Here is a 12,983-nt window from a genome sequence, read left to right as displayed (position 1 = left end):
CACCTTGCGTAAAATTAAACGTTCAGACCCCTGCCATAAGGATTGCTACTGCCATGATGAACCTGATGCACTGGCGTCTGCTGGTGGCCGTGGCCGATCACGGCAGCATTACCGCTGCCGCCGAGCGCGTGGGCATGACTCAATCCGCCGCCAGCCAGGCCATGGCCGGCATGGAGGCGACGCTGGGTGCGCAGCTGTTTACCCGCGAACCGCGCAAGACCTTGCCCACCGCGTTGGGCCTGAGTGTGATCGAGCAGGCGCGGGTAATGCTTGGGGCTTTGCAGACGATTCGTAGCACTGTGGATGACGCCAGGCCCATGTTGCGTGGGACAATTCGCATCGCCAGTTTCCCCATGGTGCTGGCGACATATCTGACACCCGCGTTGCAGCGTTTTGCCCAGCTCTATCCGGGTATCGAGGTCACTACCCTGGATGTCACCGACAACGAAGTGCTCACGCTGCTCGACACCGGCCTCATCGACCTGGGCGTGGTGCTCAATCCCAAGCCCGCGCTTAATGCGACGGTGTTGGGCCGTGATTTCTGGATGGCCGTGCTGCCAGTGGACCATGCGCTGGCGCAACGCCCGGCGGATGCCACGGTGTCGCTTGAGGAGTTGCTTGAGCAGCCATTCGTGCTCGCCACGGGTGGCTGTACCGCTAATGCACGTAGCCTGGGGGCCGCGGCGGGGCTGACCCTGCGCGATATCCGCGTTGAGGTGCGCGAATGGAACAGTGCCTTCAGCCTTGTGCGTGAGGGCATCGGTGTCACTCTGGTGCCGGAAATGGCCTTGCCGGCCCAGCGCAAGGGCCTGCGCGTGATGGCGCTGAATGTGCCGCTGCACCGTGAATTTGCCTTGGTCGGTGCGCCGGATCGCCCACCGTCAGCGGCTGCCCTGGCATTATTAAAAATGCTGGCAGACTAGTGGCCTTGCATAGCGCCAAGCCCTGTCTATGCGGTTTTGCAGTGGTGGCCGACGAAGTACGCAGCCTGGCGGCGCGGACCAGCCAGGCGACGGTGGAAATCGTCGATGTGGTGCGCAAGAACCACGACCTGTCGCTGAGTGCGGTGTCGAGTATGCAGTCGAGCTTGAGCCGCACGGGCTTGGGAGTGGAATTGGCGAACGAAGCGGGGCAGGTGATCCTGGAGATTCAGGAAGGGTCACGGCATGTGGTAGATGCGATCGGGCAGTTCAATTCGACCCTACAACTTCAGTAACACTGAGCGGGACAAGCCCGCTCACTACAGGTCGAACAAGATTAGATCGCAGCCAGGGTTTCTTTCACGGTCTGCGCCTGCGGCTCAGCCGTCTTCGCCGCTACCTGCTGCTCTTGCTGCTGCTTCAAACGCTCTGCCACTTGCTTGGAAATCGCGTCTTGCTTTTCCTGGGACATGTTCTGCACGTCCGCCTCGGTCAAACCCTGTTCCTTGAGCAACTGCTCACGGATACGCTCGGCCGGGGATTTGTTCATGTAGTCAGTGAACTCGGAGCGCGCGGTGCTGGCGGTCGAACCGGTCTTGGGCACTTCGGGCGTCGCGGTGGAGGCAGTGACGGCTTCAGTGGTGGTCTGCAACTGCACGCGGGTCTTGGCGAAGGCCTCGTCGATACGGTCGTTGGCCTTGTCCAGTTCCTTCTGCGCGGCCGGCACGGTCACGCTCTGTTGCGCGGCTTGCAGGGCACCGCTGTACAGCGCGCTGGCAGCGGCGTTGGCGGGGTCCATGTCGGGCCGTTTGAGTTGTTGAACGGTCGACACGGCTTGGGTGTTGTTGTTAACCAGCATGATCGGTCACCTGGGGAAATGTTCGGTGCCACAGGTGGAGCAAATAGCGTGCCGAGGAGCAAACCCCTTGAAAACGGGGGGAACGGAAAATGAGAGCGGCAATGAATGGCCCCGCAAGGCCATCCTTTGCCGGGGGCATCTGTCAAACAGTGAAAATGTCAAACGACCCTTCAAACGAATGTTCTGTGCCATCCACATCAGCCTGGACACTGTATGTCCCCGACGCAGAACCCTGTTGTTCGTCAAACGCTGACAGGTCGAGCGTGCCGCTTTTGGCTCGATAGCTTGTACGCTGACCACTACTTGTCTGTCGAAAGTAGGCCACTTCCACCTCATCGGGCCAAGGCTGTGGCACTGGGGTGGGGCCCAGACTCACATTTCTGGGGAAATTGATTTGAATACCGATGAAATTGCCACCGGTGACTGCTTGGATACCAAACAGGGTGATGCCTCTATTGCCTGTAGGTGACTGACGATAGTCGACGGCGGTGGTATCTATGGCGCCTTCAAAGCCAGTGGATTTCAGCCAGCCTGCTGACGCCCGTTCTTCGTTGTTCTGTTCCATTGTCCTGCTCCTTCCCTTCACGTGGCAGCGTTCCCTATGGTTCGCCTATCAAGCAGTAAAACGTTGGTAACAGGCGGGGTCTACTGTCATAGCTGACAGGTATTTGGTTGGGCAGACGAACGGCAGAGGTGTCTCCCCCAGTCAGTGAGCGATGTTCTCCAACGCCAGGTTCCGCGTACGCGGCCCGAACCAACTGATGGTGATCATCACGATCAACATGCTGCTGGCAATGAACGCCAACACGCCTGGTGTGCCCAGGTGTTCGAGAATGAAGCCGATCAACAAACTGCTGAACACCGTGGACAAACGGCTGAACGAATAGCAGAAGCCCACCGCCCGCGCCCGGATGTTGGTGGGGAACAATTCACTTTGGTACGAGTGATAACTGAAGCTCAACCAGGCGTTGCAGAAAGTGATCATCACCCCACAGATCACCAGCCCCACCGCCGTGGTTTGCAGGGCAAACAGGCTGCCGAAGATCATCGCGCCCAACGCCGAGCCGACGATCTGCCATTTGTTTTCAAAACGGTTGGCCACCTTCACGAACAGCAGCGGCCCCAGTGGGTAGGCGAGGGTGATGATGAAGGCGTAGAGCAAACTGTGGGTCACACTGACGCCCTGGCCCGACAACAACGCCGGTAGCCAGTTGCCAAAGCCGAAGAAACCGATGGCCTGGAACACATGGAACACGATCAGCATCAAGGCGCGGCGGCGGTAAGGGGGCTGCCAGATATCGGCAAAGCGGCCGCTGCCTTGCACGCTGACAGCTTCGGGTTCGGGCTCATCCAGGGGTTTGCCATGATCTTTCTGGCAGCGCGCTTCGAGGTTGTCCATGATCAGGCCGGCCTCTTCGAAACGCCCTTTTTGTGCAAGCCAACGCGGCGACTCCGGCAAACGCTTGCGCAATTGCCAGATAAACAGCGCAAACACGGCGCTCGACAACACCACCCAACGCCAGCCCGACACACCGAACGGTGCCTGTGGCACCAGCCACCACGACATCAACGCCACCGCCGGCACTGACAGGAACTGGATGAAAAACGCAAAGGCAAACGCCGAACTGCGCATGCGCTTGGGCACCAGTTCCGAGAGGTATGCGTCGATGGTCACCAGTTCGATGCCCAGTCCAATGCCCACCAAAAAGCGCATGCAGATGATGCCCACCGCTGATGTCTGAATGCCCATCAACACCGTGGCGACGGTGTACCAGATCAAGGCAAAGGTGAAGATCGCCCGCCGCCCGAAACGGTCGGCGATGGGGCTGAGCAGGCTGGCGCCGAGGAACAGACCAAGGAAGGTCGCCGAGGCGAAGGCGGCCTGGTCGGAGAAACCAAACACGCCTTCACTGCCGGTGTGGAAAATCCCATCGCTGATCAGACCGGGGCTGATGTAGGCGGTCTGGAACAGGTCATACAGCTCGAAAAAACCGCCAATCGACAGCAGCGCCACCAGGCGCCAGACGGTGGCGACGGCAGGCAGGCGGTCGATGCGTGCGCTGATATGGGCGGCGCGGATGGGGTCGATGCCGTCGGCGGCAGAGAGTGCGGGCATGGGGAAACTCAATAAGTGATCGGAATATCGAATGCTTGAAACGCGTCATCCTGGGGATGGTAACCCAGCACCCGCATGGTTTCGCTCAAGTCCAGGCGCTTGAAACGGTTATTGGAAATGCCATGGGCGATCAAGTGTTTCACGCCCTCGGCTTCCACCGAACGTTGCAGCAACTGCACCGCATCCCGCGGGCTGAGCCAGGCGCTGAGGTCGCGGGCGTTGTTGAGGGCGTGGGTTTCGGGGAATTCGAAGGCGCCGATGCGCAGGGCAATCGTCGACAACGGGGTTTTTGCCGCATAGAAACCGCAGAGCGCTTCGCCGTAGCATTTGCTCACGCCATACAGGTTGGCGGGCATCACCGGCATGCCGGGCGTGATCTGGCGGTCGACCGGGTAGCCTTCGATGGTTTGCGCGCTGCTGGCGAATACCAGGCGTTTTACCCCGGCGGCCACGGCGGCTTCGAACAGGTAGGTGGTGGCAAGGATGTTGTTGGGCAGCAGTTCGTCGAACGACGCGCTGGCATGGGGGATGCCGGACAGGTGCACGATCACGTCGATGCCGTCGAGCAATGCCGCCAGGCTGGATTTGTCGCTGAGGTCGGCGTGTACGAAGCGGTGTTCGCCCAAGTCAAAATCCGGCGCGAGACGGTCGGTGAGGGTGAAGCGGTAGCGGTCTTTCGAGGCTTCGAAAAATGTCCTGCCGATTCTGCCGCAGGCGCCGGTGAGCAGTACGTTGAGTCCTTTCACGCGGTAGTCCTTGTTTAGTTATGGCCGTCGAGGGCGAAAGTCTGGAAGCCTTTGTGCTGGCTCAGCCGCTGATAGTACGCGGCAATGGCCGGGTAGGGCGGGCGTTCCATAGGCGTCATCTGCCAGCGGTGCACCGAGAGGCCGATCAGGATATCGGCGAGGGTGAATTCATCACCGGCCACGTAAGCGTTTGTGCGAACGAGCTGTTGTTCCAGAATGCCCATCTTGTCGTTCCAGACCTGCACAGCAGCGGCGATCTGCGCGGCGTCCAGCCCATCCGGGTTATTACGCACCAAGGCAGTGAACGCATCGCCCCAGGCGCGGTTGAGTTCGATGGCTTGCCAGTCAATCCATTGCTCGACCCGGGCCCGCGGCGCGGGTTCGGCGGGCAGCAGGTCATGCCGTTGGTAGAGGTTCACGAGGTAGCGGCAGATGGTGTTGGACTCCCACAGCACGCCGTGGTCGTCGATCAGCACCGGCACCTGGGCGTTGGGGTTCAGGGCGAGGAAGTCGGCGGACTGGGTGGGCTTGAAGCCGATACCCCAGTCTTCGCGCTGGTAATCGATGCCCAGTTCCTGGCAGGTCCAGAGTACTTTGCGCACGTTGATGGAGGACGCGCGGCCCAAGATTTTCAGTGAGTGTCCCATGGTGCTTCCCTGGCGGTGGCAAGGGGTTCAATTTAGCAGGGACATCGAGGCGGCGCGAGACCGTTATCAGGCACTGGTGGCAAGAGCACTTTTAGAGGACAAAGTGTTCCTGCCACTTTAAGAACGCGCATTTTTTAATATCAAGGGCCGGAGAGCGTAACGGTCCCATTCGTAACTTTTATCGTCGGCTCACCTGGCCTGCCATCCGTATCGAACTCAAATGTCGCGTCAATTTCGGTGTTGGCGAAATCAATACTATTCAAGTTGAAGGTTCCGGTCTTGGCATAGTGGTTATATTGACTATCTGGGTAGGCGTGGAAAATGTAGGCGCCCACATCTTCGTCGCTATCGGGGGCACCGATAGAGTAAGTGCCAGGGACGATATTTTTTTTTATGTAAAACAATACTGCGCGGTCCCTTGATTTGGTGGTTGCGAAAATCTGGTATCGCTTACCCGTATCTAGCAAATTCACTTCATCAGAAGTGAATGGCAAGGGGGTGACGGATACATTACAGCCGACAACTCCTTTGGCGAGTAGTGATGGAGTGGATGTTTGAGAGGGCATGGCAAGGTCCTTTTCGGTGAGTTTCAAGCGTCAGGACGATCTCGTCGACGCTTCACTTATAAGGCCCTGATGCGCGGGTGACTACTGTCAAAGTTGACAGGTGTGGAAAGGAGAATCTGCCCTGTTGGCTCAGAATGCAGGCAGCAAACCCCTTACGTACTCTCCCGTACCTGCAACTCAAACCCCATATCCACCACCGGCTTGGCGATCTTGTTACCTGCCATGATCGTCAACAAGTGCTCCGCCGCACGCCGCCCAATCGCTTCACGCGGGGTGCTGATGCTGCTCAGGCGCGGCACCATGAAGGATGAGGCGGGCAGGTCGTTGAAACCCAGCACGGCCACGCGCTCCGGCACTTTGATGCCGTGGCGCAGGGCTTCCAGCAAGGCGCCCTGGGCCAGGTCGTCGTTGCCGAAGAAGATCGCATCCACGTCAGGGTGGGCGGCCAGCAATTGTAAGAACAACTCGCCACCCAATCCTACGGAAGAGGGGCGCGGTGTCAGCAGTTCCAGCGCCGGGTCGTACAGGCCGGCCTGTTGCAGTGCCCGACGGAAACCTTCGCCGCGCAGCAATGTGCGTTGGTCCAACTGCGCGCCGATATAGGCCAGGCGTTTGTACCCACGGGACAACAGATGCGCCGCCGCCGTTTCGCCCGCGCTCAATTGCGAGAAACCCACGCAGTTCACCCCGGCGTTCGGGTCCAGGTCCATCATATAGACGCAGGGCACATTGCTGGCCTCGACCATCCGTCGGGCACTTTCCGTGCGATCAAACCCGGTCAGTAACAAACCCCGTGGCTGGTAGGCCATGTAGTTGCGCAGCAGGTTTTCTTCTTCATCGCGCGAATAGTGGGAGTTGCCGATCAGCACTTCAAAGCCCTTGGGCCGCAGCACCTGGTGGATGGCTTCGAGGGTTTCGATAAACAGCAGGTTGGACAGCGATGGCACCAACACCACCACCGAATGGCTCTGGGCCGAGGCCAGCGCGCGGGCGGCGGGGTTGACCACGTAGTTGAGTTCGGCAGCGGCTTGCTGCACTTTTTCCACCAGTTCGGTGGCCACGGTGCTGATGCCACGCAGGGCACGGGAGGCGGTAATCGGGCTGACGCCGGCGAGGCGGGCGACTTCGTTAAGGGTCGGGCGACCCGTGGTACGCAATTTTTTATCGTTCTTGGAGGTCATCAGGCGGCTTGCCAAACAAAAATCGAGGCACTAAGGTAGCGCTGTCTCCAAATGGCTGCAAATGCTTGAACTTTGGGTTGCCTGATCCGGTTCAAATGATTGGAGCGGATGCACGCGTCACTCCATAAAAATGACAAGACGGCGCGGGAAAGCCTGTTTTTGCACTAGCCTTACAGCGTGCAAAGGTAGCGCTATCTGCGTCCTGAGGTGTTTCATGAGTCAACCTGTTACCGCCCTGGTCATTATGGGTGTTTCCGGCTGCGGCAAGTCCAGCGTCAGCGAGGCCCTGTGCCGCCTGAACGGTGCCACCGCCATTGAAGGCGACAGCTTTCACCCCGCCGCCAATATCGAAAAGATGAGCGCCGGCCACCCCCTCAACGACGACGACCGCGCCGGCTGGCTCGACATCCTGTGCGATGAACTGCGCCGTTCGCTCAAAGCGGGCGAGCATCCCGTGCTCACCTGTTCCGCCCTGAAAAAGAAATACCGCGATCATCTGCGCGAAGCCGCACCGGGCCTGGGTTTTGTCTTTTTGGAGCTGACCCGCGCCGTGGCCGCCGACCGCGTGTCCCATCGCCCCGGCCATTTCATGCCAGCCAGCCTGATCGACAGCCAGTTCGCCACCCTTGAATCGCCCAAAGGCGAGCCGCTGACCCTGGCCCTCAACGCCAGTGAAGACAGCGTCGAGGAACTGGCAGAGCAGACCAACGCCTGGTGGCTGCAACACGGCTTTGAACCAACCCATTGATTTTTTGCCGGAAAAGATAGCGCTATCCCCGGCAGGAAATTCAACACCCGCTTTAATAACAACAACAAACAGGAGAGATCCCCCATGTTTGGCATGTCCCACGAGTCCTACCTGCTGCTTGATGCAGTGGTCACTATCATCGGGTTGATCGTTCTGATCACCAAGTTCAAGGTGCACCCGTTCATCGCCCTGATCATCGCGGCCGGCTTCCTCGGCCTGACCTCGGGCATGCCCGTGGACAAGATCATCAAGGCGTTCCAGGACGGTTTTGGCGGGGTGCTCGGCTTTGTCGGCATCATCCTCGCGCTGGGCACGATGCTCGGCAAGATGATGGCCGAATCCGGTGGTGCCGATCAGATCGCCCAGACCTTGATCCGCGCCTTCGGCAAAGAGAAGGTCCAGTGGGCCATGATGTTCGCCGCGTTCCTGGTGGGCATCCCGCTGTTCTTCGAGATCGGCTTTGTGCTGCTGATCCCGCTGGTGTTTATCGTCGCGCGCCGCACCGGCGTGTCGCTGATCAAGATCGGTATCCCGCTGCTCGCCGGTCTATCGGCGGTACACGGCCTGGTGCCACCGCACCCGGGCCCGCTGCTGGCCATCGGTGTGTTTGGCGCTGACATCGGCAAGACCATCCTCTACGGCCTGATCGTCGCACTGCCGACCGCCATCATCGCCGGCCCGATCTTCGGTACGTTCATCGCCAAATACATTCCGGGCAACCCGTCCCAGGAACTGGTCGACCAACTGGCCCGCGAGACTGATAACAAGTCGCTGCCAAGCTTCGGTATCACACTGGTCACCGTGTTGTTGCCGGTGTTCCTGATGCTGCTGAAAACCTTCGCCGACATCGCGTTCGCCGAAGGCAATGTGGTGCGCAACTGGATGGACATGATCGGTCACCCGATTACCGCGCTGCTGCTGGCGCTGCTGCTGTCGCTGTACACCTTTGGTCATCGCCAGGGTATCCACTCCAAGCAGATCCTCAAGCTGCTCGACGCCAGCCTGGCGCCGACCGCGGCGATCATCCTGATCATCGGCGCCGGTGGCGGTTTCAAGCAGATGCTGGTGACCAGTGGCGTGGGTGACGTGATCGGCCACATGGCGGTGAACGCACAGATCAACCCGATCCTGCTGGCGTGGCTGGTGGCGGCGGTGATTCGTGTGGCGACCGGTTCGGCCACGGTGGCCACCATTACTGGCGCGGGCATCGTGGTGCCGGTGGTGGGGATGATTCCAGGGGTTAACCGTGAGTTGCTGGTATTGGCGACGGGGGCGGGTTCGTTGATCCTGTCTCACGTCAACGATGCGGGGTTCTGGCTGGTGAAGCAGTACTTCAACATGACCGTGGCCGAGACGTTCAAGACCTGGACGGCGATGGAAACCATCCTGTCTATCGTGGCCCTGATCTTTATCATGTTGCTGTCGCTGGTGGTCTAACAGGCACACCATCAAGCTGGGGTGAAAACCCAATCCAAATGTGGGAGCGAGCAAGCCCGCTCCCACAATTTTAACCACATTCCAACAGGTGGTTCGGGTCAGGCTTTGGTGACCAGCCCATCCGCCCGGAACATCCCACGAATCCCCCGCACCGCCTGGCGAATCCGGTCCTGGTTCTCGATCAGCGCAAAGCGTACATGGTCATCGCCATACTCGCCAAAGCCGATGCCTGGCGACACACACACCTTCGCCTCAAGCAGCAATTTCTTGGCGAACTCCAGCGAACCCATGGCCGCATATTGCTCGGGAATCTTTGCCCAGACGTACATCGATGCCTTTGGATTCTCGACCATCCAGCCCAGCTCATGCAGGCCCTTGACCAGCACATTACGGCGCTGGCGGTACTGCTCGGCGATGTCTTTCACGCACTGCTGATCGCCTTCCAATGCAGCAATCGCCGCCACTTGCAGCGGGGTGAAAGTGCCATAGTCGTGGTAACTCTTGATCCGCGCCAGGGCGTTGACCAGTTCCGGGTTGCCCACCATGAAACCAATGCGCCAGCCGGCCATGTTATAGCTCTTGGACAGGGTGAAAAACTCCACCGCAATGTCCTTGGCACCCGGCACCTGCATGATCGACGGGGCTTTCCAGCCGTCGTAGACGATGTCGGCATAGGCCAGGTCGTGGACCACCAGCACGTCGTATTGCTTGGCCAGCGCAATCACACGTTCGAAGAAGTCCAGTTCCACGCACTGCGCGGTGGGGTTGGACGGGAAACCGAGGATCATCATCTTCGGCTTGGGGATCGAGCCGCGAATCGCCCGTTCCAGCTCCGCGAAGAAGTCCACACCGGGAATCAGTGGCACCGAACGCACCTGGGCGCCGGCAATCACCGCGCCGTAGATGTGAATCGGGTAACTCGGGTTGGGCACCAGCACGGTGTCGCCTTGGTCCAGGGTGGCCAACATCAAGTGTGCCAGGCCTTCCTTGGAACCGATGGTGACGATGGCTTCCGACTCGGGGTCGATGTCCACTTCATAACGGTCCTTGTACCAGCGCGAAATCGCCCGGCGCAGACGCGGAATGCCTTTGGAGGTGGAGTAGCCATGGGTGTCTTCGCGCTGGGCGACTTGCACAAGTTTTTCGACAATATGCGGCGGCGTGGCACCGTCAGGGTTGCCCATGCTCAAGTCGATGATGTCTTCGCCACGCCGACGCGCAGCCATCTTCAGCTCGGCAGTGATATTGAAAACGTAAGGGGGGAGTCGATCTATGCGCGCAAAGCGGCGCGGCGAACCAAGGTCTGCCATTGTTGCCTCGAAGTACGTAAGCGCCCGGAACCGTCCGAGCGACGTCGGCCACTGCGGTGGCCTGCGGGACGGACAATACGGGCGATGATGGCCCTTTGTCCAGATTCTAGGAAAATTTTCTGCATGGAGCTCAGCGTGGATATGCCCCTATACTCGATGCGGGTTTGTTCCCTCATAAGAAGGAGACTGTTCGTATGGATCAGCAGACAAAGCAACCGTTAGAGCCACGCATGGAAGCCGGTAAAGCCCTGGTGATCGCCGGGGTGCAAGGGCGTTATTCGAAGGCCACCGTGGGCGATATCCCCAAGCTGTGGGAGTTGTTCGATACTTGCATCAAAGACATCAAGAAGCGCGTTGGCGGTGTGACCTATGGTGTTTGTCATAACCCCAAGCAGGGCGAATTCGACTACATGGCCGGTGTCGAAGTCCCGACCAAAGCCGATGTGCCGAGCAACTTCGAGTACATCGAAATCTCACCACTCAACTACGCCGTATTCCCACATTGCGGGCCGGTGCAGGCGCTTGAGCAAACGTACGAACGCATCATGTTCGAGTGGCTGCCGCACTCGGGGTACAAAGTGATGGGCGCGGATTTCGAGCGCTACAGCGCCGATTTTGATGCGCGCAAGGGCACCGGTACGGTGGAGATCTGGTTGCCGGTAGGTGAAAGAGGCTGACCGCAACCCTGCAGGCGCCAGCAAGCCGGCGCCTGCAGGTGAATCAATACAGCGTACTTCTGACCCGCTCCGGCATCTCCCGGTCATACGCCTCGGCGTCAAACTGCCCATCATTGAGGCGCTTGTGAAACGCCCCCGCCGAGGGCAGTGCCGAGCGGTCCAGGTGCTTCTCGGGGTTCCAGCAGTCCGAGCGTACAAAGGCCTTGGAACAGTGGAAATACGCGGCCTCCACCTGCACCAGAATCACCGACCGCGCCGGTTTTCCATTCACCGCAAAACTCTCCAGCAGTTCAGGCTCGATGGAGATCTGCGCCCTGCCATTCACGCGCAAGGTCTCGCCAATACCCGGAATGATGAACAGCAAGGCAATGCGCGGGTCCTGCACCAGATTGCGCAAGGTATCCAAGCGGTTGTTGCCCGGTCGATCCGGAATCGCCAGGGTGTGCTCATCTACAATCCGCACGAAGCCCGGCACATCACCGCGTGGCGAACCGTCGATACCGTCGGGCCCGGACGAACTCACCACCACCAACGGCGAAGCCCGTACCATGGCTTGGTAATCCTCGTTGAGAAACGGGATTTCCTTGCGCACGGCGCGCTCGTGGGGGAGGCCGTAGAGGGCTTCGAGTTGTTCGAGAGTTGTCAGCATGCTTACCGCCTCCTTATCGTTCAAAATACCAACGCCAGCCGGCGCTCATACCCAATCCGGCCCTTATACGCCTCCCCGCTATCCACCCACCCAGCCTTCAAATACAAGCCCATCGCCGCCACGTTGTCCGTATCCACCGACAACTCCAGCCCCTTGATCTGAGGCCACGCCTGCAATGCCGCTGCGGGCAGCGCCTGCAGACAGGCTTTACCGAATCCACGCCCTTGGTGATGCCGATCCACCTGCAACGCGTGCAAGGTCGCGCAGTGCTCATCGGCCCAGTGGGGCAAGCAAGGTGGGCGTTTGAGCAGGAGGAAGGCCACAGGTATTTCGTCGGCGAGCAGGGCGAAGCCTTTGATCGCGGTGGGATGGGGATTGACCAGCAGGCTGTTCAGCGCACAGTAGATATCACCGGAATATGCTAGTTGCTCGGGATGCACTTGCAGGGTGTCGAGTTGCTGTTTCTGCACAAGGCTCAGCGTCTCATAGAGGGCGAGGCGGGTTTCCATCGGGGGCGTATCCGAAATCCTACAAAGAGGGCGGATTCTAGCGGTTTTGCCAGGGACGAAAATATTTTTAAACCGTATGTCGATTTGCCGGATGGGCATTCGACTAAGGGCGTCTTCCGTGATTTTTCCACCCCCAGAAGCATCCCGAGGAGTATTGCCATGAGCACTGCCATCAACACCCTGATCGAACAATGGAAACAAGCCGTCACCGCCAAGGATGTCGAGAAGATTGTCAGCTTTTACGCCGACGATATCGTCGCGTTCGATGCCGTTGGCGCCCTGCAATTCAAGGGCAAGGCCGCTTACCAGGCCCATTGGAAGGCCTGCATGGAGTTTTGCCCCGGCCCCGGCGTTTTTGACTTTCATGAGCTGCATATCGTGGCCGGAGAGGACAGTGCCTTTGCCCATTGGCTGGCGCACTGTGGCGGCACCGGGCCGGATGGCGTGCTGAAAACCTGCTGGATGCGTGTCAGCGCCGGTTATCAACGCCTCAATGGACAATGGAAGGTGGTGCATGAGCACTGGTCTGCACCCTTCGACATGGAAACCGGCATCGGTCTGTTCGACCTGAAACCTTGACGGCCGCGATCTATAGTCAGTAGTCCGAAAACGGAGAAG

15 protein-coding genes and 1 pseudogene are annotated in these 12,983 nt (G+C 59.4%); 6 read left to right on the top strand and 10 right to left on the bottom strand.

The features are described 5' to 3' along the window. Positions 1-53 precede the first annotated feature (53 nt). Complete coding sequence (locus LVW35_RS22450; protein WP_233892086.1) at positions 54-923, top strand: LysR family transcriptional regulator; 870 nt, start codon at positions 54-56, stop codon at positions 921-923. Positions 924-955: 32 nt separating this feature from the next. Next, positions 956-1,216: pseudogene (locus LVW35_RS22445) on the top strand (methyl-accepting chemotaxis protein); the annotation flags it as partial. Between the two features lie 41 nt (positions 1,217-1,257). On the opposite strand, the gene LVW35_RS22440 reads toward LVW35_RS22445, so the two are convergent. From LVW35_RS22440 to LVW35_RS22410, 7 genes are all read right to left on the bottom strand, one after another. Then, complete coding sequence (locus LVW35_RS22440; protein WP_233892085.1) at positions 1,258-1,779, bottom strand: hypothetical protein; 522 nt, start codon at positions 1,777-1,779, stop codon at positions 1,258-1,260. 142 nt (positions 1,780-1,921) lie between these two features. After that, complete coding sequence (locus LVW35_RS22435; protein ID WP_233892084.1) at positions 1,922-2,344, bottom strand: hypothetical protein; 423 nt, start codon at positions 2,342-2,344, stop codon at positions 1,922-1,924. Positions 2,345-2,485: 141 nt separating this feature from the next. After that, a complete protein-coding gene (locus LVW35_RS22430) occupies positions 2,486-3,895 on the bottom strand; it encodes an MFS transporter (protein WP_233892083.1) in 1,410 nt (469 codons plus the stop codon). 8 nt (positions 3,896-3,903) lie between these two features. Beyond that, positions 3,904-4,641 carry an NAD-dependent epimerase/dehydratase family protein gene (locus tag LVW35_RS22425; RefSeq protein WP_233892082.1) on the bottom strand — a complete coding sequence of 246 codons (738 nt, stop codon included), beginning with the start codon at positions 4,639-4,641 and terminating at the stop codon, positions 3,904-3,906. A gap of 14 nt (positions 4,642-4,655) precedes the next feature. Next, positions 4,656-5,288 (bottom strand): glutathione S-transferase family protein, encoded by a 633-nt coding sequence (locus LVW35_RS22420; RefSeq protein ID WP_233892081.1) that lies wholly within the window; start codon positions 5,286-5,288, stop codon positions 4,656-4,658. A 140-nt stretch (positions 5,289-5,428) separates the two neighbouring features. Continuing rightward, positions 5,429-5,854 (bottom strand): hypothetical protein, encoded by a 426-nt coding sequence (locus LVW35_RS22415; protein WP_233892080.1) that lies wholly within the window; start codon positions 5,852-5,854, stop codon positions 5,429-5,431. 152 nt (positions 5,855-6,006) lie between these two features. After that, positions 6,007-7,038 carry a LacI family DNA-binding transcriptional regulator gene (locus LVW35_RS22410; protein ID WP_162240104.1) on the bottom strand — a complete coding sequence of 344 codons (1,032 nt, stop codon included), beginning with the start codon at positions 7,036-7,038 and terminating at the stop codon, positions 6,007-6,009. Between the two features lie 211 nt (positions 7,039-7,249). Here LVW35_RS22410 and LVW35_RS22405 point away from each other — a divergent pair, with 211 nt between their 5' ends. Continuing rightward, complete coding sequence (locus LVW35_RS22405) at positions 7,250-7,783, top strand: gluconokinase (protein ID WP_033896292.1); 534 nt, start codon at positions 7,250-7,252, stop codon at positions 7,781-7,783. A gap of 84 nt (positions 7,784-7,867) precedes the next feature. Next, positions 7,868-9,220, top strand: a complete 1,353-nt coding sequence (locus LVW35_RS22400) for a GntP family permease (protein ID WP_161906327.1) — start codon at positions 7,868-7,870, stop codon at positions 9,218-9,220. A gap of 98 nt (positions 9,221-9,318) precedes the next feature. On the opposite strand, the gene alaC is transcribed toward LVW35_RS22400, so the two are convergent. Continuing rightward, entirely contained in the window at positions 9,319-10,530 is a 1,212-nt protein-coding gene (gene alaC / locus LVW35_RS22395; RefSeq protein WP_233892079.1) for an alanine transaminase, read from the bottom strand. Between the two features lie 194 nt (positions 10,531-10,724). On the opposite strand from alaC, the gene LVW35_RS22390 reads away from it, so the two are divergent. Beyond that, the gene (locus tag LVW35_RS22390) at positions 10,725-11,207 is read left to right on the top strand and encodes a GyrI-like domain-containing protein (RefSeq protein WP_233892078.1); all 483 of its coding nucleotides are present in this window, start codon (positions 10,725-10,727) and stop codon (positions 11,205-11,207) included. 43 nt (positions 11,208-11,250) lie between these two features. On the opposite strand, the gene LVW35_RS22385 is transcribed toward LVW35_RS22390, so the two are convergent. Then, positions 11,251-11,856 carry a pyridoxamine 5'-phosphate oxidase family protein gene (locus LVW35_RS22385; protein ID WP_233892077.1) on the bottom strand — a complete coding sequence of 202 codons (606 nt, stop codon included), beginning with the start codon at positions 11,854-11,856 and terminating at the stop codon, positions 11,251-11,253. Between the two features lie 20 nt (positions 11,857-11,876). Further along, positions 11,877-12,365: a GNAT family N-acetyltransferase gene (locus LVW35_RS22380; protein WP_233892076.1), complete on the bottom strand. Its 489-nt coding sequence runs from the start codon at positions 12,363-12,365 to the stop codon at positions 11,877-11,879. Positions 12,366-12,524: 159 nt separating this feature from the next. On the opposite strand from LVW35_RS22380, the gene LVW35_RS22375 reads away from it, so the two are divergent. Beyond that, positions 12,525-12,944 carry a YybH family protein gene (locus LVW35_RS22375; protein ID WP_233892075.1) on the top strand — a complete coding sequence of 140 codons (420 nt, stop codon included), beginning with the start codon at positions 12,525-12,527 and terminating at the stop codon, positions 12,942-12,944. The last annotated feature ends 39 nt before the right edge of the window (positions 12,945-12,983 follow it).

The sequence above is a fragment of the Pseudomonas sp. HN11 genome, assembly GCF_021390155.1.
Lineage (GTDB): Bacteria > Pseudomonadota > Gammaproteobacteria > Pseudomonadales > Pseudomonadaceae > Aquipseudomonas.
This window is presented reverse-complemented; position numbering and strand designations above follow the sequence as displayed.